The 21,006-nt window shown below is 65.3% G+C and carries 21 protein-coding genes; 7 read left to right on the top strand and 14 right to left on the bottom strand.

Annotation, left to right across the window (positions count from 1 at the left end; all coding sequences use genetic code 11):
* Positions 1-191 precede the first annotated feature (191 nt).
* The 3 genes from G3O06_RS30275 (at position 192) to G3O06_RS30265 (ending at position 3,171) form a co-directional block, all read left to right on the top strand.
* The gene (locus G3O06_RS30275; protein WP_011352940.1) at positions 192-1,223 is read left to right on the top strand and encodes a CDP-6-deoxy-delta-3,4-glucoseen reductase; all 1,032 of its coding nucleotides are present in this window, start codon (positions 192-194) and stop codon (positions 1,221-1,223) included.
* A gap of 294 nt (positions 1,224-1,517) precedes the next feature.
* Positions 1,518-2,702, top strand: a complete 1,185-nt coding sequence (locus G3O06_RS30270) for an acetylornithine transaminase (RefSeq protein ID WP_174986404.1) — start codon at positions 1,518-1,520, stop codon at positions 2,700-2,702.
* A gap of 13 nt (positions 2,703-2,715) precedes the next feature.
* Complete coding sequence (locus tag G3O06_RS30265) at positions 2,716-3,171, top strand: GNAT family acetyltransferase (protein WP_205818411.1); 456 nt, start codon at positions 2,716-2,718, stop codon at positions 3,169-3,171.
* Between the two features lie 24 nt (positions 3,172-3,195).
* On the opposite strand, the gene G3O06_RS30260 is transcribed toward G3O06_RS30265, so the two are convergent.
* From G3O06_RS30260 to G3O06_RS30225, 8 genes are all read right to left on the bottom strand, one after another.
* A complete protein-coding gene (locus tag G3O06_RS30260) occupies positions 3,196-3,867 on the bottom strand; it encodes a DUF2278 family protein (RefSeq protein ID WP_205818410.1) in 672 nt (223 codons plus the stop codon).
* 300 nt (positions 3,868-4,167) lie between these two features.
* The gene (locus G3O06_RS30255) at positions 4,168-4,884 is read right to left on the bottom strand and encodes an ABC transporter ATP-binding protein (RefSeq protein ID WP_089426143.1); all 717 of its coding nucleotides are present in this window, start codon (positions 4,882-4,884) and stop codon (positions 4,168-4,170) included.
* Positions 4,884-5,660: an ABC transporter ATP-binding protein gene (locus G3O06_RS30250; RefSeq protein ID WP_174917512.1), complete on the bottom strand. Its 777-nt coding sequence runs from the start codon at positions 5,658-5,660 to the stop codon at positions 4,884-4,886. The genes G3O06_RS30255 and G3O06_RS30250 overlap by 1 nt, the downstream gene beginning before the upstream one ends.
* A 23-nt stretch (positions 5,661-5,683) precedes the next feature.
* Positions 5,684-6,853: an ABC transporter ATP-binding protein gene (locus G3O06_RS30245; protein WP_174967673.1), complete on the bottom strand. Its 1,170-nt coding sequence runs from the start codon at positions 6,851-6,853 to the stop codon at positions 5,684-5,686.
* Between the two features lie 18 nt (positions 6,854-6,871).
* Positions 6,872-7,822, bottom strand: a complete 951-nt coding sequence (locus tag G3O06_RS30240; protein WP_006488946.1) for a branched-chain amino acid ABC transporter permease — start codon at positions 7,820-7,822, stop codon at positions 6,872-6,874.
* A 211-nt stretch (positions 7,823-8,033) separates the two neighbouring features.
* Positions 8,034-8,777, bottom strand: coding sequence for an amino acid-binding protein (locus tag G3O06_RS30235; RefSeq protein ID WP_205818409.1), 744 nt, complete (start codon positions 8,775-8,777; stop codon positions 8,034-8,036).
* Positions 8,778-8,980: 203 nt separating this feature from the next.
* Positions 8,981-9,961: a 4-hydroxy-3-methylbut-2-enyl diphosphate reductase gene (gene ispH, locus G3O06_RS30230; RefSeq protein ID WP_011352949.1), complete on the bottom strand. Its 981-nt coding sequence runs from the start codon at positions 9,959-9,961 to the stop codon at positions 8,981-8,983.
* A 2-nt stretch (positions 9,962-9,963) separates the two neighbouring features.
* Positions 9,964-10,419, bottom strand: coding sequence for a peptidylprolyl isomerase (locus tag G3O06_RS30225; protein WP_047898820.1), 456 nt, complete (start codon positions 10,417-10,419; stop codon positions 9,964-9,966).
* A 135-nt stretch (positions 10,420-10,554) separates the two neighbouring features.
* Between G3O06_RS30225 and radC the strand changes: the two genes are divergently transcribed.
* The 4 genes from radC (at position 10,555) to nadB (ending at position 13,739) form a co-directional block, all read left to right on the top strand.
* Entirely contained in the window at positions 10,555-11,334 is a 780-nt protein-coding gene (gene radC / locus G3O06_RS30220) for a DNA repair protein RadC (RefSeq protein WP_174986414.1), read from the top strand.
* A gap of 239 nt (positions 11,335-11,573) precedes the next feature.
* Positions 11,574-11,807 (top strand): 50S ribosomal protein L28, encoded by a 234-nt coding sequence (rpmB, locus tag G3O06_RS30215; protein WP_004186391.1) that lies wholly within the window; start codon positions 11,574-11,576, stop codon positions 11,805-11,807.
* 17 nt (positions 11,808-11,824) lie between these two features.
* On the top strand, positions 11,825-11,992 hold the full coding sequence (gene rpmG, locus G3O06_RS30210) for a 50S ribosomal protein L33 (protein WP_006478046.1): 168 nt from the start codon (positions 11,825-11,827) through the stop codon (positions 11,990-11,992).
* Positions 11,993-12,152: 160 nt separating this feature from the next.
* Positions 12,153-13,739 (top strand): L-aspartate oxidase, encoded by a 1,587-nt coding sequence (gene nadB, locus G3O06_RS30205; protein WP_174917516.1) that lies wholly within the window; start codon positions 12,153-12,155, stop codon positions 13,737-13,739.
* Between the two features lie 91 nt (positions 13,740-13,830).
* Here nadB and nadC read toward each other — a convergent pair whose 3' ends face one another.
* The 6 genes from nadC to purN all read right to left on the bottom strand — a co-directional run bounded on the left by nadC (position 13,831) and on the right by purN (position 20,959).
* Complete coding sequence (nadC, locus tag G3O06_RS30200; RefSeq protein WP_241020318.1) at positions 13,831-14,796, bottom strand: carboxylating nicotinate-nucleotide diphosphorylase; 966 nt, start codon at positions 14,794-14,796, stop codon at positions 13,831-13,833.
* Positions 14,796-15,932, bottom strand: coding sequence for a quinolinate synthase NadA (gene nadA / locus G3O06_RS30195; RefSeq protein WP_174917517.1), 1,137 nt, complete (start codon positions 15,930-15,932; stop codon positions 14,796-14,798). The genes nadC and nadA overlap by 1 nt, the downstream gene beginning before the upstream one ends.
* Before the next feature lie 304 nt (positions 15,933-16,236).
* A complete protein-coding gene (locus tag G3O06_RS30190) occupies positions 16,237-17,430 on the bottom strand; it encodes an acyl-CoA desaturase (RefSeq protein WP_122946085.1) in 1,194 nt (397 codons plus the stop codon).
* 221 nt (positions 17,431-17,651) lie between these two features.
* Positions 17,652-19,016: a mechanosensitive ion channel domain-containing protein gene (locus G3O06_RS30185; RefSeq protein WP_205818408.1), complete on the bottom strand. Its 1,365-nt coding sequence runs from the start codon at positions 19,014-19,016 to the stop codon at positions 17,652-17,654.
* Between the two features lie 18 nt (positions 19,017-19,034).
* Entirely contained in the window at positions 19,035-20,300 is a 1,266-nt protein-coding gene (locus tag G3O06_RS30180; RefSeq protein WP_174986422.1) for an RsmB/NOP family class I SAM-dependent RNA methyltransferase, read from the bottom strand.
* Complete coding sequence (gene purN, locus G3O06_RS30175) at positions 20,297-20,959, bottom strand: phosphoribosylglycinamide formyltransferase (RefSeq protein WP_174917520.1); 663 nt, start codon at positions 20,957-20,959, stop codon at positions 20,297-20,299. The genes G3O06_RS30180 and purN overlap by 4 nt, the downstream gene beginning before the upstream one ends.
* Positions 20,960-21,006 lie beyond the last annotated feature (47 nt).

Below are 21,006 nucleotides of genomic sequence, written 5' to 3'. Positions count from 1 at the left end.
CCATTGCGCGACGCAGCGCATGCCGACGTCGCCGCAGCCGACGATCAATGCGCGCGGCCGGCGCAGGATTCGAGTCGCGATCATGTTGGTTGCGAAATCAGTAGCCACCGTTGCGCGACGCGCAACGGGTTTGCATTGTAGCTGCCGTGCTCGATATGCACGGTCCCCACATTTTGTTCTAGTTTGGTTCTATGGCATTCAACGTCACTCTCAAGCAAAGCGGCCGGCAATTCCAGGTCGAGTCGGACGAAACCGTGCTGGCGGCCGCGCTGCGCCAGAACGTCCATCTGCCGTACGGCTGCAAGAACGGCGCATGCGGCTCCTGCAAGGGCCAGATCGTGTCGGGCCAGATCGAACAAGGCCCGCACGCCGCGTCGGCCCTGTCCAACGACGAGCGCACGCGCGGCCTCGCGCTGCTGTGCTGCTCGAAGGCGCAGTGCGATCTCGAAATCGACGTGCGTGAAATCGCCGGCGTCGACGGCGTGCAGGTCAAGAAGCTGCCGTGCCGGATCGCTGCGCTCGAGCGCAAGGCCGACGACGTCATGGTCGTGAAGCTGCAGTTGCCCGCCAACGAACGCCTGCAGTATCTCGCGGGCCAGTATGTCGAGTTCATCCTGAAGGACGGCTCGCGCCGCAGCTACTCGATGGCGAACGCACCGCACGAGGAAGGCCCGGTCGAGCTGCACATCCGCCACATGCCGGGCGGCAAGTTCACCGACCACGTGTTCGGCGCGATGAAGGAGCGCGACATCCTGCGCTTCGAAGGTCCGCTCGGCACGTTCTTCCTGCGCGAGGATTCCGACAAGCCGATCGTACTGCTCGCGTCGGGCACAGGCTTCGCGCCGATCAAGGCGATCATCGAGCATGTGAAGCACACGGGCATCACGCGACCGATGACGCTCTACTGGGGCGCGCGCCGCAAGAAGGACATCTATCTCGGCGAGCTCGCCGAGCAGTGGGCACGCGAGATCCCGAACTTCAAGTACGTGCCGGTGCTCTCCGAGCCGGACGCCGGCGACCAGTGGACGGGCCGCACCGGCTTCGTCCATCGCGCGGTGATCGAGGACCTGCCCGATCTGTCGGGCCACCAGGTGTACGCGTGCGGCGCGCCGGTGATGGTCGAATCCGCGCAGCGCGACTTCACGCAGCACCACGCGCTGCCGGCGGACGAGTTCTACGCGGACTCGTTCACGAGCGCCGCCGATCTCGCGCATCCGGTCTAAGGCCCGCGCCACTGCGTACAGCTCTGCGCGCTGCGATGTCACATCCGTGGCATCGCAGCGGTTTACAGTGAGGCGCGGGATGCCTTATGCTTGCGCACATGAACTGCTTCCTGTCCGCCCTTCGACGTCGCCGCTCGCCGCTCCGCCCGGATGCCGCAGGCTCGTCACGGACTCGCGCGTAACCCCCACACTGCTTCACCGGTTACGCACAAGCTGTTCGAACCCACCAGCCACGGCCTTCCGTGGCTTTTTTATTGCCTGTTTCCCTTTCAACGTCCGCTGGAGTCTGCTGCCATGCCCTTGAACGATTATCCGATCGACTCGCTGATGTACATCACGAACCGCCCCGACATCGTGTTTACGCACGGCAAGGGTTCGTGGCTCTACGATCACTCGGGCAAGCGCTATCTGGACTTCATCCAGGGCTGGGCCGTCAACAGTCTCGGCCACTGCAACGAAGGCATCGTCGAAGCGCTGAAGACGCAGGCCGAAAAGCTGCTGAACCCGTCGCCCGCGTTCTACAACGAGCCGATGGCGAAGCTCGCGGGCCTGCTCACGCAGCACAGCGTGTTCGACAAGGTGTTCTTCACGAACAGCGGCGCGGAAGCGAACGAAGGCGCGATCAAGCTCGCGCGCAAGTGGGGCCGCAAGTTCAAGAACGGCGCGTACGAGATCATCACGTTCGATCACAGCTTCCACGGCCGCACGCTCGCGACGATGTCGGCCAGCGGCAAGCCGGGCTGGGACACGATCTACGCGCCGCAGGTGCCGGGCTTCCCGAAGGCCGAGCTGAACGACATCAACTCGGTCGAGAAGCTGATCACCGACAAGACCGTCGCGGTGATGCTCGAGCCGATCCAGGGTGAAGGCGGCGTGATTCCGGCAACGCGCGAATTCATGCAGGCACTGCGCGCGCTGACGAAGCAGCACAACCTGCTGCTGATCGTCGACGAAGTGCAAAGCGGCTGCGGCCGCGCGGGCACGCTGTTCGCGTACGAACTGTCCGGCATCGAGCCGGACGTCATGACGCTCGCGAAAGGCATCGGCGGCGGCGCCCCGCTCGGCGCGCTGCTGTCGAAGGCCGAGTTCGCGGTGTTCGAGGCCGGCGACCAGGGCGGCACATACAACGGCAACCCGCTGATGACGGCGGTCGGCTATTCGGTGATCTCGCAGCTCGTCGCGCCGGGCTTCCTCGAAGGCGTGCGTGCACGCAGCGAATACCTGAAGCGCCGGCTGCTCGAACTGTCGGAAGAGCGCGGCTTCGAAGGCGAACGCGGCGAAGGCTTGCTGCGCGCGCTGCTGCTCGGCAAGGACATCGGCCCGCAGATCGTCGAGAAGGCGCGCGACATGCAGCCCGACGGCCTGCTGCTGAACGCCGCGCGGCCGAACCTGCTGCGCTTCATGCCCGCACTGAACGTGACGACCGAAGAGATCGACCAGATGATGGCGATGCTGCGGTCGGTTCTCGACACGCTCTAAGGAGACCGCCGCGATGGATGCCGCCGCCGATGCTGTCGCAATCCGCCCGTTCGAACGCGCCGACACCGATGCCGTGCTCGCGGTATGGCGCGACGCGTTCCCGCAGTACGACGAAGCCGGTGCGCCGCCGCACCGCGATCCGCTGCGATCGATCGAGCTGAAGCTCACGACGCAGCCGGAACTGTTCTTCGTCGCGACCAGCGGCGCGCGAGTGGTCGGCACGCTGATGGCGGGTTTCGATGGACATCGCGGCTGGCTCTACTCGTTCGGCGTATCGAACGACGCGCGGCGGCTCGGCGTCGGCCGCGCACTGATCGCGCATGCGGAACGCGCGCTCGCCGCGCGCGGCTGCCTGAAGGTCAACCTGCAGGTGCTGCCCGGCAACGACGACGCGTGCCGCTTCTACGCGGCACTCGGCTATCGCGTCGAGGAACGCATCTCGTTCGGCAAGACGCTGCCGGCCGCATGAAGCGAAGGCCGGCAGCCGGCCATCTCAGCGCGTGATCGGCCCCGCGCCCGGCAGCGGATTGCCGAGCGCGTCGGTCGGCACGGCCTGCTGCTCGAACGCGGCGAAATAGGCGGCCCACTGCGTGTCGCTCACGCGCACGATCAGCGCGCCGTCCTGCCAGATGTCGTTGTGATCGTTGTGGTCGTCGCCCGCGCGGTGCAGGTAGTTCGCGCCGGTCGAACCCTGGTTCATGTGCGTGTCGTGGATGCCGTTGCCTTCCGCATACGAGCGGCCGAACACGACGACGTCGAGCCCCTGCGACTGCGCGGCGTTCACGAGCCGCAGCAGCGACGGGATCGGCTCCGGATTCTCGGTGCCGTCCATCACGGCGCTCGCGCGCCATGTGCCCGTTTCGTTCAGGATGTCGCTGCGCATGTAGTCGAGCGCGGGCAGCGCGGCCTGCCCCGTCAGGTCCGTATAGCCTTCGGCCGCGGCCGCGAGCGTCTGCGTGATCGGGTGGTGGAAATCGTAGACGAGCTTGTAGTTCAGCAGGTCGTCCGCGTCGCTGGTGCCGACGTTGATCGCGACGTCCCAGTCGCCTCCCGGCAGCGCCAGCGTCAGGTGGATGTGATACTGGATCTCGCTGCCGTGCGGCGAGCCCTTCAGCTTCGCCACCGATGTCACCTTCGCCTTCACGAAACCGTAGTCCAGACTCATGCGTGCTCTCCGTGTCCCGATGGGCCGTCGATGCTACACGGCCCGTGTGTCGGTTTGCGGGCGACCGGCGGCGGGCGACCGGCTGCGGGCAACCGGCGGCGGGCAACCACTCCATCGCTCCCGCGCCGCGTGCGCGGCGCAACAGTCGAATGGAGTCACGCACCCCCACACAAGTTCGACCCGAATTGCATGGCACGAAAAAAAGGCTGTCACGGCATCCCGTGACAGCCTTTCGAAAGCCCGTGTGCGACGCGCCCGGCATCTGCCGTCGCGCGCCACCGGGCCCGCTCATTCACTCACTCATTCACCCAGGTACGCGGCACGCACCTTCGGATCGTCGAGCATCTGCTTCGCATCGCCTTCCATCGTGACCGTGCCCGAATCCATCACGTAGCCACGGTCGGCCGCCTGCAGCGCGAGGCGCGCGTTCTGCTCGACGAGCAGCACCGTGATGCCCTCCTTCGAGATCTCGCGCACCACTTCGAAGATCTTCTCGACCATGATCGGCGACAGGCCCATCGACGGCTCGTCGAGCAGCAGCAGCTTCGGCTTCGACAGGATCGCGCGCGACATCGCCAGCATCTGCTGCTCGCCGCCCGACAGCGTGCCCGCAAGCTGCGTCGCACGCTCCTTCAGACGCGGGAAGAAGCCGAACATGCGGTCGACGTCCTTCTTGATCTGCTCGCCGTCGTTGCGCAGGTACGCACCCATCTGCATGTTCTCGACGATCGACATCCGCGCGAAGATCCCGCGACCTTCCGGCACCATCGCGAGGCCGCGCTTGAGCAGCTCGTGCGTCGGAATGCCCTTGATCGACTTGCCCTCGTACTCGATGTCGCCGGCCGAATACGCCTTGAGACCCGTGATCGCCTTCATCGTCGTGGTCTTGCCGGCGCCGTTCGCGCCGATCAGCGTCACGAGCTCGCCCTGGCGGACTTCCATGTCAACGCCCTTGACGGCCTGGATGCCGCCGTAGTTGACCTGCAAGCCCTTGATTTTCAACATTGCCGCTGCCATCAGTGCACCCCTGCGCCGAGATATGCCTCAATCACCTTCGGATTCTTCTGCACGTCCTGCGGCAGACCCTCGGCGATCACCTTGCCGTAATCGAGCACCGTCATCCGGTTGCACAGCCCCATCACGAGCTTCACGTCGTGCTCGATCAGGAGAATCGTGCGGCCGTCCGAGCGGATCTTGTCGAGCAGGCGCGTGAGTTCGACCTTCTCGGTCGCGTTCATCCCGGCCGCCGGCTCGTCGAGCGCGAGCAGCTTCGGGTCGGTGGCCAGCGCACGCGCGATCTCGAGACGGCGCTGGTGGCCGTACGACAGGTTGCGCGACGTGTAGTCCGCGTACTGCAGCACGCCGACGTATTCGAGCAGCTCGATCGCGCGTTCCTTGATCTCGCGCTCTTCCTGGCGTTCGGCCGGCGTCTGGAACACCGCGCCGAGCAGCCCGTGCTTGGTGCGCACGTGGCGGCCCACCATCACGTTCTCGAGCGCCGTCATCCCGCCGAACAGGCGGATGTTCTGGAACGTGCGCGCGATGCCCGTCTTCGCGACCTGATGCACCGCGGTCGGCTTGTATTCCGTGCCGTCGAGCTTGAACTCGCCGGAGTCCGGCGTGTAGAGGCCCGTGATCACGTTGAAGAAGGTCGTCTTGCCGGCGCCGTTCGGGCCGATCAGCCCGTAGATCTCGCCTTCCTTGATCTGCAGGCCGACGTCGGACAGCGCCTGCAGGCCGCCGAAGCGCTTGTTCACGCCCTGCACGGACAGTCGGATTTGTTTGTCGCTCATGTGTGTATCCCCTTGTCCGTAGGTTAAGCGCGCACCGGCTTCTTGCTGGCGCGCTTCGCCAGTTTCGCGATCTTGTCCTCATGCTTCGGCGCGGGCCACAGGCCTTCCGAGCGATACAGCATGATGACCACCATCGCGAGGCCGTACAGCGCCTGACGGATCACTTCCGTATCGACGATGTCATGACCGAACAGCGCGTGCTGCAGCGGGCTCATCGTCGAGCGCAGGAATTCCGGGAAGATCGCGAGCAGCACTGCACCCAGGATCACGCCCGGGATGTGGCCCATGCCGCCGAGCACCACGCACGCGAGCACGACGATCGATTCCCAGAACGTGAACGATTCCGGCGACACGAAGCCCTGGAACGAGCCGAACATCGCGCCCGACAGGCCGCCGAACGACGCGCCCATCGCGAACGCGAGCAGCTTCACGTTACGCGTGTTGATGCCCATCGCCTTCGCCGCGATCTCGTCTTCGCGGATCGCCGCCCATGCGCGGCCGATACGCGAATGCTGCAGACGCGTACACACCCAGATCACCAGCAGCGAGCACAGCACGAACAGGTAGTAATACATGTACACCGACGGCAGCTGGATCCCGAACAGCGAGTGCGTCTGCGACAGGTTGAAGCCGCCGACGTGCACCGGATCGATGCCCGTGATCCCCTTCGGGCCGTTGGTGATGTTCACCGGACGGTCGAGGTTGTTCATGAAGATCCGGACGATTTCACCGAAGCCGAGCGTCACGATCGCCAGGTAGTCGCCGCGCAGGCGCAGCGTCGGCGCACCGAGCAGTATCCCGAAGGTCGCCGCCAGCGCCATTGCGATCGGCACGATGATCAGGAACGGCACATGCAGCCCGTTCGGCGCGAGCGCCGCGATCCACTCGAACTGCGAGGTCAGGTGCGGCGAGCTCAACAATGCCGCGGTGTACGCGCCCACCGCGTAGAACGCGATATAGCCCAGGTCGAGTAGGCCGGCGAAGCCGACCACCACGTTCAGGCCCAGCGCGAGCATCACGTACAGCATCGCGAAGTCGAGCACGCGGACCCAGTAGTTGCCGCCGGCCGAGCCGATGATGATCGGCGCCGCGATCACGAAGACCGCGGTCAGGATGCCGATGATGACGGTCTTGGCGGTGTTGCGCTCTTCGACGAGCGACGTCGAGGATTCGATCGGTTGAATGGATGTCATGTTGTTTGCTCCCTTCCGTTACGCGCGATCCGCGACACGTTCGCCCAGCAGGCCGGACGGACGGAACACCAGCACGATGATCAGCACGATGAAGGCGAACACGTCCTGGTAGTTACTGCCGAATACGCCGCCCGTGAGGTTGCCGATGTAGCCGGCCCCGAGCTGCTCGATCAGGCCGAGCAGCACGCCGCCGACCATCGCACCGCCGAGGTTGCCGATCCCGCCCAGCACCGCGGCCGTGAATGCCTTCATGCCGGGGATGAAGCCCATGTAGAAGTGCACGTTGCCGTATTCGGATGCAATCATCACGCCGGCCAGCGCGGCGAGCGCGGAACCGATCATGAACGTCGCGGAGATCACGAAGTTCGGGTTCACACCCATCAGGCTTGCGGTGTTCGGGCTTTCGGCGATCGCGCGCATCGCGCGGCCGAGCTTGGTCTTGTGCACGAGCAGGAGCAGGCCACCCATCACGATGAACGCCACCGCGATGATCACGATTTCAGTGACCGAGATCACGGCGCCGGGCGTCGTGTCGGTCGCCTTGATCACGTTGATCGGATCGGTCGGCAGCAATTGCGGGAACGGCAGCGGGTTGCGCGACCAGATGATCATCGCGGCGGTCTGCAGCAGGATCGACACGCCGATCGCGGTGATCAGCGGGGCGAGGCGCGGTGCGCGACGCAGCGGCCGGTATGCGACCCGTTCGATCGTGAAGCCGACGAATGCACAGACGACTGCGGCGATGCCCAGGCCGATCGTCAGCGTCGCGACGTTGCCGAGTCCGGGGAAATGGTTCTGCAGCACGGTGATGGCCGACAGCGCGACCATCGCGCCGATCATCAGCACGTCGCCATGCGCGAAGTTGATGATGCCGAGAATGCCGTACACCATCGTGTAGCCCAACGCGATGATGGCGTAGACACTGCCGAGCACCAGCCCGTTGAGAACCTGCTGGACGAAAATATCCATTTAAAGCTCCTTGGCCCGTGCTGCCGGAGGACGTTGCGCCCCGCGGGTAAGCGAGGAATCGCGCCTTCTCGGCGACACTGCGGGTACTAGTCGATACCGGTAAGGGTGGATCGTCCCGGCGCGCGCCGCCCGGCCTGTACGGCCGGACCTGCCGCCGGAGCGGATACAAAAACGGCACCGCACTGTTCCGGTGCCGTCATGAGTCCCGTCGCTAAATCGTCACGACATCGAGGACGGTGTTCGTGGCCTCCTTGAAGTCGTGGGGCAGCATGCCGAGACGGCCATCGTCCGGTTGCCCGGCATCCGTGCCTTTTCCCGCCCGGTGCGAGGCAAGCCCCGCACCCGGGCAGATCGGATTCCGTGCCGCGCTACCTCGCAAGGCACCGCGAACGCCGTGCCCGACATTCGTCAGGACTGCGTCGGAATCCATCGTACGAACCAGACCGCGCGCCGCGACATCATTGCTCGCGGCAACGCGCTGTTTCGTCGAATCGAATTGAAAGGGGGCCGGCGACATCGGCACGCTGCCCGCATCGCCGGGCACCATGGCCGGCATGCGTCGATCGGCGTGCACGGTTGCTGTCGTGCCACGACCGGCGGCTTCCTGCGTTGCAACCTGCGTGCCCGCTGCCTGACCGTTCACCAGGCCAAGCGCGTTGATTTCCTCGATCGCCAAACGTGCCCCGTTTTCCTTGTCCTTGCCCAATTGCGCGATGCGGCACACGAACGGTGCCGCACGAACGGTTCCGGCGACGCGCACGCCGCTGGCCGTCGGTGCCGCGAACACCGCAGCCTCCCTCCCCGCCCCGTCGTCGCTCTTTTTGCTGCAGCCGGCAAGCATTGCAACCGGTGCGGCGACGGACACGGCGTAAGCCAACTTCACATGCATTGAGTGGTCTCCCGCGCCTTGCCAAAACCCGATTTCAAAGCCATTCAGGCCTGAAAACGGGCGCATTGTAACTCCATTTATAGGACGCCAATAATCCTGATTCGATGGGGTTTTCCTGCATTGCAACCAAATTCGAGAGACGCTTGCGAACGCGTGGAGCAACCCGGTTGCACCATGCATGCCGATAATGGTTGCGATTGCAATTCCGGCGGGCAAAAAAAAGCGCGCCGGGAGGCGCGCTTCGGTGTTCCGAGGATGCGATGCGGCAATCAGGCAGCGGGCGGCAGGTTCAACCCGCGCGGCAGCGGAAACGACACATTTTCCTCGATGCCGTCGAGCGCGCGAACGTTGCGCACGCCGAGCTCGCGCAGCCGCGCGATCACGGCCTGGGCGAGCACTTCCGGCGCGGACGCGCCGGCCGTCACGCCGATGCGGCGCTTGCCCGCGACCCATGCCGGATCGATCTGGTCGGGCGCATCGACCATGTATGCATCCACACCGCGCTTCTCGGCCACTTCCCGCAGGCGGCTCGAATTCGAGCTGTTCGGGCTGCCGACGACGATCACGACATCGCACTGCGGCGCCATGAACTTCACCGCATCCTGGCGGTTCTGCGTCGCGTAGCAGATGTCCTGCTTCTTCGGCTCGCGGATCTTCGGGTACTTGGCCTTCAACGCCCCGATGATCTCGGCCGCGTCGTCGACGGACAGCGTCGTCTGCGTGACGAGCGCGATGCGCTCGGGATCGGCGAGCTCGAGCTTCTGCACGTCCTCGACGCTCTCGACGAGATGCATGCCGCGCTCGACCTGCCCCATCGTGCCTTCGACTTCCGGATGGCCCTTGTGCCCGATCATGACGATGTCGACGCCGTCCTGGCGCATCTTCGCCACCTCGACGTGCACCTTCGTGACGAGCGGGCAGGTCGCGTCGTAAATGCGCAACCCGCGCACGTCGGCCTCGTCGCGCACGGCCTTCGACACGCCATGCGCGCTGAAGATCACGGTATTGCCGGCCGGCACTTCCTCGAGTTCCTCGACGAAGATCGCGCCTTTCTTCTTCAGATCCTCGACCACGTACTTGTTGTGGACGATCTCGTGACGGACGTAAATCGGCGCACCGTGCATCGCGATTGCACGCTCGACGATCTCGATCGCGCGATCGACGCCCGCGCAGAAACCGCGCGGCTGGGCCAGCAGGATTTCGGCGTCGGCCGCGACGGTCTGCCCGGACAGCGTATCGGTGGTGCTCATGATTACAGGATTCCGATGATTTTCACTTCGAACGTGAGCGCTTGGCCCGCGAGCGGATGATTGAAGTCGAACAGTGCCGAGGTCTCGCTGACTTCCTTCAGCACCCCCGCGTAACGGCCGCCATCCGGCGCGTTGAACTCGATCAGCTCGCCCGGCGTGAAATCGTCGCCGACCATGCCGTTCTCGCGCAGCGTCGACAGCGTGACGCGCTGGAGCATGTCGGGATTACGGGGACCGAACCCCTGTTCGGGCGTTAGCTGAAAAGTCGAATGGTCGCCCACCCTGAGCCCGAGCAGAATCTGTTCCAGCGACGGCGCCAGTTGCCCCGCGCCGAGCAGCAGCGTGGCCGGCTTGTCGGTGAAGGTGTTGACGATATCGGCGCCGTCGGCCAATGCCAGCCGGTAATGCAACGTGACGTGGGAACCGGGCTTCACTTCGGATAGATCGATGAGGCTCATGAATTACTCGTTCAGTCGGCGCCCGATACGGCCGAAAGGCCCGGCGCAAAGCCAATATTGTAAGTCACCTGAGCGCGCAAGGCGGAAAGTGCGACGACGTCGCGCAACCCGCCCGCCGCCAATGGAGTTTCAAGCATGCTGTCACCCTGCCCTGCCCAGCCCCTGTCGCCCGTCGAATGCCGCGACACCGCCGATCTGCCCGCCGATCCGCCCGGCCGTGTGCTGCCGATGCGCCGGCGCAAGCGCCGTCCGGGCGACTGGCGGCCCGAACGCCCGCGCGAGCGATTGCTGGAGCGCGGGCCGGACGCGCTGACCGACGACGAGCTGATCGCCCTGCTGCTCGGCACGGGCAAGCCCGGGCACGATGTATTCGTCACCTCCCGCGCACTGGTCAAGCAATTCAAGTCGTTGCGCGGGCTGCTCGAGGCGACCGCCGACGATTTCGAGGCGCACCCCGGCATCGGCCCCGCGCGCTCCGCGCGGCTGGTTGCGGTCACCGAGATCGCGCGGCGCGTGCTGAAGGAGAAAGCACACGAGAAGCAGCAGATCGATTCGCCAGGCGCGGTCGAGGACTATCTGCGGCTGAAGATCGGCGCGCGTCCGTACGAAGTGTTCGCCGCGGTGTACCTCGACGCGCGCCACGGCCTGATCGACATGGAGGAAATCACGCGCGGCTCGCTGACGCGCATGGCCGTCTACCCGCGCGAGATCGTGCGCCGTGCGATGACACACAACGCTGCGGCGCTGATCGTCGCGCACAACCATCCGTCGGGTGCGGTGCAGCCGAGCGCGGAAGACCGCCGCCTGACCCGAGTGCTGAAAGACGCCCTCGAACTCGTCGACGTGCGGCTGCTCGATCACGTCGTGATCGGCACCGGCGACACTTTTTCATTCGCACGCGCCGGATGGCTGTAGACTGTGGCCCGGCAGCCCACCCCCGGGCGCCGCAACGGCGATGCGAAATTAGGTTTGATTTTCCTGCGCTTTTTCTGCTAGAATCGCCGTCTGTATTTTTTCCAACCACAGTTCTAGCCATCGAAGGGCCTTGTCTGTAAGGGCTTCGGCGTTCTGAGTGCAGCCATGGATCACGTGGCGGTGCGATGGAACCTTCACCGGCGATCGAACCCCGAATTTAGCGTATTAGGAGTGCTCTCATGGCACGCGTATGCCAAGTAACTGGGAAAGCGCCGATGAGCGGCAACAACGTTTCCCACGCCAACAACAAGACGAAGCGCCGCTTCCTGCCGAACCTGCAAAACCGCCGGTTCTGGGTGGAGAGCGAAAACCGCTGGGTGCGCCTGCGCGTTTCGAACGCCGGCCTGCGCCTGATCGACAAGAACGGCATCGATTCCGTGCTCGCTGACCTGCGCGCACGCGGCGAAGCCTAAGCCCAAGGAGCACAATCATGGCAAAAGGCGCACGCGACAAGATCAAGCTTGAGTCGACCGCTGGTACGGGTCACTTCTACACGACCACGAAGAACAAGCGCAACATGCCGGAAAAGATGGCGATCAAGAAGTTCGATCCCGTCGTCCGCAAGCATGTGGAATACAAAGAAACCAAGATCAAGTAATCTCCGGTTTCTGCTAGCCTGACGGCGACCGAAAAGCCCCGCACCTGCGGGGCTTTTTGTTTTGCGCGCACGCTCCGGCGCGACGCGGTATGCTCTCCCCTTTCCGCGGCCACGGCCGCAGGAACGCACAAGATCAAAAGCGTAACGATGGAGATGCAGCATGAAATTCGACGTGGCGATCGTCGGCAGCGGCCTGGCAGGGCTGTCGGTCGCACTCAACCTGGCCAGCACGCGACGTGTCGCGCTGATCGCGAAACGGTCGATGATGGAGGGCGCGAGCGATAACGCGCAAGGCGGCATCGCGGCTGTCCTCGATTCGGCGGACAGCATCGAGAACCATGTCGACGACACGCTGGTTGCCGGTGGCGGCTTATGCGACGAAGGCGCGACGCGCTATATCGTCGAGCACGGCCGCGAAGCGATCGAATGGCTGATCTCGCAGGGCGTGCCGTTCACGAAGGACGATGCGGCCGAGCTCGGCTTCCACCTCACGCGCGAAGGCGGCCACAGCCACCGCCGGATCATCCACGCGGCCGACGCGACCGGCCATGCGGTGCTCGCAACGCTGTCCGAGCGTGCGCGCCAGCATCCGAACATCACGTTCTTCGAGAACCACCACGCGATCGACCTGATCACGTCGGACCGGCTCGGCCTGCCCGGCCGCCGCTGCCACGGCCTGTATGCGCTCGACGTCGACAACGACCGCACGATCACGATCGAAGCGCCGCATACGGTGCTCGCAACGGGCGGCGCCGGCAAGGTCTACCTGTACACGACGAACCCCGACACCGCGACCGGCGACGGCATCGCGATGGCGTGGCGCGCGGGCTGCCGCGTGTCGAACATGGAATTCATCCAGTTCCACCCGACCTGCCTGTTCCATCCGTATGCGAAGTCGTTCCTGATTTCGGAAGCCGTGCGCGGCGAAGGCGGCCTGCTGAAGCTGCCCGACGGCACGCGCTTCATGCCCGCGCACGATCCGCGCGCCGAACTCGCGCCGCGCGACATCGTCGCGCGCGCGATCGACTTCGAGATCAAGAAGCGCGGGATCGACTGCGTGTATCTCGATATCAGCCATCAGCCGGAAGCGTTCCTGCGCGAGCACTTCCCGACGATCCACGCGCGCTGTCTCGAATTCGGCATCGACATCGCGAAAGAGCCGATTCCCGTCGTACCGGCCGCGCACTACACGTGCGGCGGCGTCGTCACCGACCTCGCCGGGCGCACCGATCTCGCGGGCCTGTATGCGGTTGGCGAAACGTCGTACACGGGGCTCCACGGCGCGAACCGGCTCGCAAGCAACTCACTGCTCGAATGTCTCGTGATCGGCCGCGCGGCGGCCGAGGCGATCGAGGCAGCCGGCTTCGACGCCGAAACACCGGCCACGCTGCCCGCGTGGGACGAAAGCCGCGTGTCGGATGCGGACGAGGAAGTCGTCGTTGCACACAACTGGGACGAGCTGCGCCGCCTGATGTGGAACTACGTCGGCATCGTGCGCACCGACAAGCGCCTCGAACGCGCGAAGCATCGGTTGTCGCTGCTGCGCGACGAGATCCAGGAGTACTACGCGAACTTCCGCGTGACGCGCGACCTGCTCGAACTGCGCAACCTCGTCGACGTGGCAACGCTGATCGTGAAGAGCGCACACTCGCGCCGCGAAAGCCGCGGGCTGCACTACAGCCGCGACTGGCCGAATTCGCTGCCGAAGGCGCTGCCGAGCGTGCTCACGCCGCGCGCGCGTCGCTGACCGGCACGCCCTTCCCGGCTGCAGCCGCACAGGAAAAAAGCCGTTGGCGTTTGCGCGCCAACGGCTTTTTTGTCTGATCGACGGCGTTCGGTCAGTCGACGATCCGCATCGAATAGTCGGTCGCGCGCACGTCCTTCGTCAGCGCACCGATCGAGATGCGGTCGACACCCGTTTCCGCGAACGCGCGCACCGTATCGAAATTCACGCCGCCGGACACTTCGAGCACGGCCTTGCCGTTCGCCACGCGCACCGCTTCACGCATCATGTCGAGCGTGAAGTTGTCGAGCAGCACCGACTGCGCGCGATGCGCGAGCGCCGTCTCGAGTTGCGCAAGCGTCTCGACTTCGACCTGCACGGGCACGCCCGACTCCAGCGCGAACGCCGCGTCGAGCGCCTCGCCGACACCGCCTGCCGCCGCGATGTGGTTTTCCTTGATCAGGATGCCGTCATACAGCGCGAGACGCTGGTTCTCGCCGCCGCCGACGCGCACCGCATACTTCTGCGCGAGCCGCAGGCCCGGCAGCGTCTTGCGCGTATCGAGGATCTTCGTGCGCGTGCCTTCGACGCGATCGACGTAACAACGCGTCGCGGTCGCGACGCCCGACAGCAGTTGCAGGAAGTTCAGCCCGTTGCGCTCGGCGGTCAGCAGCGCGCGCGCCGGCCCTTCGAGTTCGCAGACGGCCGAATCGGGCGTCATCCGGTCGCCTTCGCGATAGCGCCATTGCACGGCGATCGCCGGATCGATCCGGGCGATCACGGCCTCGAACCAGGGCACACCGCACAGCACGGCTTCCTCGCGCACGATGATGCGAGCACGGCGACGCCCGCCGGCCGGTACGAGCCGCCCGGTCTGGTCGCCGGTGCCGACGTCTTCCGCGATCGCATCGGCCACGTTGCGCGCAATCGCGTCGTCGAATGCCGCGCCGTATTGCTCGCGGACGATGTTGAACAGCGGGGATACTGCGGAGCTCGCGCCGTCTTCCGCCGGGCCGCCCCCAAGGAAGGTGGCCGCCCCCTCGGGGGGCAGTGAACGAATGTGAGCGTGGGGGCTTTTCATTATGCAGCCCCCACGTTCGCAAACAGTTGCTGGTCACGTTGCAGATCGCCGCTCGCCTGCACGCGCTTCTTGTGCGCGGCTGCGAAATCGAGCATCCGATCGATCGGCAGGCGTGCGCGCTCGCCGATCGCCGGATCGACGAAGATCTCGTTGTGACCGCGTTCGAGCACGTCGGCAAGGTTCGCGAGGCCGTTCATCGCCATCCACGGGCAGTGCGCGCAGCTCTTGCAGGTGGCGCTATTGCCGGCCGTCGGCGCGGCGATGAAGGTCTTGCCGGGTGCAGCAAGCTGCATCTTGTGCAGGATGCCGAGATCGGTCGCGACGATGAAGTGCGTCGCGTCGAACTTGACCGCCGCGTCGATCAGCTGCGTGGTCGAGCCGACCACATCGGCCTGCGCGACGACGTTTTCCGGCGATTCGGGGTGGACCAGCACCTTCGCATCCGGATATTCGGCGCGCAGCAAGTCGAGTTCGATGCCCTTGAATTCGTCGTGGACGAGGCACGAGCCTTGCCACAGCAGCATGTCCGCGCCGGTCTTCTTCTGGATGTAGCTGCCGAGATGGCGATCCGGCGCCCAGATGATCTTTTCGCCGCGCGCATGCAGGTCGGCCACGATCTCGAGGCCGATCGACGACGTGACCATCCAGTCCGCGCGCGCCTTCACGGCGGCGCTGGTATTGGCGTAGACGACGACGGTGCGGTCGGGATGCGCGTCGCAGAACGCCGAGAATTCGTCTACGGGGCAGCCGAGGTCGAGCGAACAGGTCGCGTCGAGGTCGGGCATCAGGATTCGTTTGTTCGGGCTCAGGATCTTCGCGGTTTCGCCCATGAAGCGCACGCCGGCGACGATCAGCGTCTGCGCATCGTGGTCACGGCCGAAGCGGGCCATTTCGAGCGAATCGGCGACACAACCGCCGGTTTCGTCGGCGAGCTCCTGCAACTCGGCGTCGACGTAGTAGTGTGCGACCAGCACGGCTTTTTCACGCACGAGCAATGCCTTGATGCGCTCCTTCAGCGCGACCCGCTCTTCGGCGGACGGTGCATCGGGCACCTTGGCCCATGCCTGCCCCACGCCGCACACGGTCCCAGCTGCAACGGGCCGGTCGTACTCGACGGGTTTGATCGTCGATTGCATCTCCATATCTCCTGTCGGTGGGAGTTAGCGCTTTAGCGCTTAGTCCCACCCCATGCTTCGCGGTCGGTGGGAGTTAGCGCTTAAGCGCTTAGTCCCACCTCATGCTTCGCGGTCGATCCGAGTTAGCGCATTAACGCCAACTCCGATCCCATCCCCTGATCTCGCCCCGGAACAACACTTCCACGCTGCCCCAAGCCTCATACAAATCCGGCCCTGCCGAACACCCTTCAAAAACCGGCGGACCAAATAAAAAACCCCGCCAACGCGGGGTTTTTGACGTCCTTAGATTCTAATCGATTTCGAATCAGGCGTAGCGGCGCAGGCGCGTCGCGAATTCCTGCAGCGCCTTGATGCCGCTTTGTTCTGCGCGATGGCACCAATCCTGCAATTGCGCGAGAAGCTGTTCGCGCGATGCGGTCGAACGATCCCAGATCGCAGCGAGATCCTGGCGCAGCTGGAAGTACGTTTGCAGCTTCTGGCTGTTCGCGAAAATTTCCGGCAGCAGCTTCTTCTGCGGCTCGTCGAGGCCGTCGGCGTCCTTGTGGAACCACTTGCGCGCGCCGCGCATCATCTGGTACTTCTCGCCGCCGATTTCCTTCAGGTGCGCGAGCTCCTGACGGTACGCACGCTTCACGGCCTTGCCGTAGCGCGCCATCACTTCGTAGCGGTTCGACAGCACGGCCTGCAGCGTTTCCTGGTCGAGCACCGTCTTCGGCTTGTTCAGGCGCGGCGTCGGTGCCACCTTCTTCACCTTCGCGAGACCGAATGCCGACATGATGCGGATGTACATCCAGCCGATGTCGAACTCGTACCACTTGTTCGACAGCTTCGCCGACGTCGCGAACGTGTGGTGGTTGTTGTGCAGCTCTTCGCCGCCGATCACGATGCCCCACGGGAACAGGTTCGTGCTCGCGTCGGCCGAGTTGAAGTTGCGATAGCCCCAGAAGTGACCGAAGCCGTTGACGACGCCAGCCGCCCAGAACGGAATCCAGACCATCTGCACGGCCCACACGGTCAGGCCGATCACGCCGAACAGCGCGACGTCGATCACCATCATCATGCTGATGCCGAGAATCGGGTACTTCGAATAGACATTGCGTTCGACCCAGTCGTTCGGCGTGCCGTGGCCGAACTTGCGCATCGTCTCTTCGTTCTTGGCTTCCGCGCGATACAGCTCGGCGCCCTCGAGGAACACCTTCCAGATGCCGCGCGTCTGCGGGCTGTGCGGATCTTCCTCGGTCTCGCACTTCGCGTGGTGCTTGCGGTGAATCGCGGCCCACTGGCCCGTCAGCATGCCGGTCGTCATCCACAGCCAGAGGCGGAAGAAGTGGCTCGCGATCGGATGCAGCTCAAGCGCGCGGTGCGCCTGGCAACGATGCAGGTAGACCGTCACGCCGATGATCGTGACGTGCGTGACGGCGAGCGCGAACAGCGCGACCTGCCACCACGAAAAATGCAGGAGCCCGTGGGAAAGAAAATCGAGCAGGGAATTCAACAAGGCAGTTACCTGTGATGAGAGCGACGCCGGCCCGCGCCAAGCGTCAGAAAAATGAAAGCATACCGCGTGTAGACCAGAATTTTACTTCAACCGTTCCAAGTCTTTGTAAAAAATGAACATTTTCTTGCCCTGACGCAACAAGCGCAGTCCATGGGCGGACTTGGAAAGGCCCGCGATCCGGTTCCGACCGCGGGGTCGATACGATTGGCGACCGGCGTACGCTACGCAGCCGGTACGTGCCCGTCCACTGCGCCGTTGCCGGCCGCCGCGCCAGCGGCAGGAAAGCCGTCGGGCAACCCGACAACACGCACTTCGCGCTGCGGGAACGGAATCGAAATCCCGTGCTCGCTGAACAGGCGCCAGATGTTGCGGTTCACGGTCGAGCGCACGCCGGACGTGCCTTTCGCCGAATCCTCGATCCAGAAACCAAGCTCCAGGTCGATCCCGTCCGCACCGAAGCTCACCAGATACGGGGTCGGAGTGGGCTCCGTCAGCACGCGCGGCACGCCTTTCGCCGCATCGGCGAGCAGCGTGAGCGCATGCTCGACATCGCTCGTGTACGCGACCTGCACCGCGACCTTCGCGTAGCCGCGCGTCAGGTACGACGACTGGTTCTGCACGACGTCGGTGATCAGCTTCTCGTTCGGGATCAGCGTCTCGTTGCCGTCGAGGCCGCGCACGACCGTATAGCGCGTGCGGATCTGCGTGACGACGCCCTGCAGCCCGCCGACGCTGATCGCGTCGCCGAGCCGCAGCGAGCGGTCGAGCAGGATGATGAAGCCCGACACGTAATTGCTGGCGATCTTCTGCAGCCCGAAACCGAGGCCGACACCCACCGCGCCGCCGAACACGCCGAGCACCGTCACGTCGATGCCGACCAGCGACAGCCCGATCAGGATCGCCGCGAACACGAGCAGCGCGCGGCCGACCCGCGACAGCACGACCTTCAGGTTCGCGTCGAGCGTGCTCGCGCGCGTGAGGCGATCCTCGAGCACCGAGCCGAGCCACATCGCGACCATCAGCGTCACGCACACCCACAGCGCGCCGGAAATCACCGACAGCAGCGTGAGGTGCGCATTGGCGACACGGAACTGCACGCTGTCGAGCCAGCCGAGCACGTCGCGCTGGATGCCGAGCACGGTCAGCACCATCGCGGCCCACACGACGGTCGACACGATCTTCTCGACGATCGACAGCCACGCATGCGTATGGCCGTCGCGCGCGAACACGCGCCGCGCAAAGAAGAACAGCACGTAGATCAGCCCGATGCCGAACAGCGGCACGAGCGCGAGCGACAGCAGCGACGTCGACATGAACGGGTCGAACGCGAGCTGCGCGGCGCCGACGAACACGCTGCCGAACAACGGGAACAACGCGCGCTTCAGGCTTTGCGCGCCCGCGCCCGGCGCGCGGCCGGCCGCCCGGCGGCGTGCATCGATGCGGTCGTGCACGAAGCGCGCGGTCACCCACGCAAAGCACAGCGCGCCGATGAGGATCGCCGCCTGCCAGATCATCACCGGCTGGTGGAAGTCACGAATGACCGATGCCAGCCGGTGCGACAGCAGGCGGCTCTGCAGATTTTCCATCGTCCGTCCGGGCAGCCGTTACTGCGCGGCGCGCCGTTCGAGCACTGCGGCGAAGAAGCCGTCGGTCGCGTGACGATGCGGCCACAACGACAGGTAATCGCCCGTCTCGAGTTCGATGCGCTGGTCTTCCAGCACCTTCTGCGCCGGCACCAGCACGAACTCGGGATGATCGGCAAGGAACTGCTCGACGATGCGTTCGTTCTCGGCGTCGAGCACGCTGCAGGTCGCGTAGACGAGCCGGCCGCCCTTCTTCACGAGACGCGCGGCGCTCGCGAGGATCGACGCCTGCTTCGGCGTCAGCTCATCGATCGCCGTGCGCGACTGGCGCCACTTCAGGTCCGGATTGCGGCGCAGCGTGCCGAGGCCACTGCACGGCGCATCGACCAGCACGCGGTCGATCTTGCCGGCGAGCCGCTTGATCTTCGCATCGTGTTCGCTGTCGATCAGCACCGGGTTCACGTTCGACAGCCCGCTGCGCGCGAGGCGCGGCTTCAGCTTCGCGAGGCGCTTTTCCGACACGTCGAACGCATAGAGGCGCCCGGTCGAGCGCATCATCGCGCCCAGCGCGAGCGTCTTGCCGCCCGCACCGGCGCAGAAATCGACGACCATCTCGCCGCGGCGCGGCGCGACCAGCGAGCACAGCAGCTGGCTGCCTTCGTCCTGCACCTCGATCGCGCCTTCCTCGAACAGCCGCAGGCGCGTCAGCGCCGGCTTGCCGACCACGCGCACGCCGAACGGCGAAAACGGCGTCGCGCCCGCATCGATGCCTTCCGCGCGCAACCCGTCGATGACCTGATCACGGCTGGCCTTCTGCACATTGGCACGCAGGTCGAGCGGCGCCGGGTAGTTCAGCGCGGCCGCGAGCTGCGCGAGCTCGTCGGCATCGAAACGGGCCGACAACGCCTGGTGGATCCAGTCGGGCAGGTTCGTGCGAATGCGCACCGGCAGGCTCGCCGGGTCGATCTTCGACACGTGCTCGAGCCACGCGGACTCGGTGTCGGACAGGAACGGCTTCAGCGCGTTACGGCCGGCCGTCTGCATCAGGCCGAGCAGCGTGAGGCGCCGCGCCGGCGTGCCCGTGCCGCTCTCGGCGAGATGCGAAAACTCCATTTTCCGGCGCAGCACCGCGAACACGGCTTCGGCGATCACGCCGCGCTCGGCATGCCCGAGCTTCGGGTGCGCGCGGAAGAACCGGCTCGTCGTCGCGTCGGCGGGGCCGGCGAACTTCAGCACCTCTGCCAGCAAAGTTTCGGTCTGGCCGATCAGGAATCCGTGCAGCTTCATACGCCCTCACTCGTTTCGGTATGCGGTTGATCCGCGAAAATCCAGCGCGCCTCTTCCGGCGCCACCACTGCACGGCCGTTCTCGAGGCGCAGACGCCCCTCGACGAACCAGCGCACCGCACGCGGATACAGCACGTGCTCGACCGTCAGCACGCGCTGCGCGAGCGCGGCCGCGTCGTCGCCCGCGCGCACGGGCACCGCGCCCTGCGCGACGATCGCGCCGCTGTCGAGCTCGGGAATCACGAAATGCACGCTTGCGCCATGCAGCGCCACGCCCGCGTCGAGCGCCTGCTGATGCGTGTGGATGCCCTTGAAGCTCGGCAGCAGCGACGGATGGACGTTCAGCAGCCGGCCTTCGTATCGTCTGACGAATGCAGGAGTGAGGATGCGCATGAAGCCGGCGAGGACAACGAGATCGGGCGCGAAACGGTCGATCTCGGCGGCGAGCGCCGCGTCGAAGCTGTCGCGGCCGTCGAACGACCGGTGGTCGACCACCGCCGTCGCCACCCCGTGCGACGCGGCAAAAGCCAGCCCGGCCGCATCGGGCCGGTTGGCGATCACGGCGGCAATCTCGGCCGGCCAGCGTTCCTGCGCGCACGCGCGGACGATGGCCTCCATGTTGCTGCCGCGACCGGAAATCAGGATCACGAGTTTTTTCATTCGCGAATTTTACCATTCGCCCCCGCGTTTCCCCCCTTCTCGGCCGC

Source organism: Burkholderia sp. Ac-20345, from assembly GCF_017104825.1.
In the GTDB taxonomy this organism is placed as follows: Bacteria; Pseudomonadota; Gammaproteobacteria; order Burkholderiales; family Burkholderiaceae; genus Burkholderia; species Burkholderia lata_B.
The sequence above is the reverse complement of the archived record's forward strand: the minus strand, read 5'-3'. Positions and strand labels throughout refer to the sequence as shown.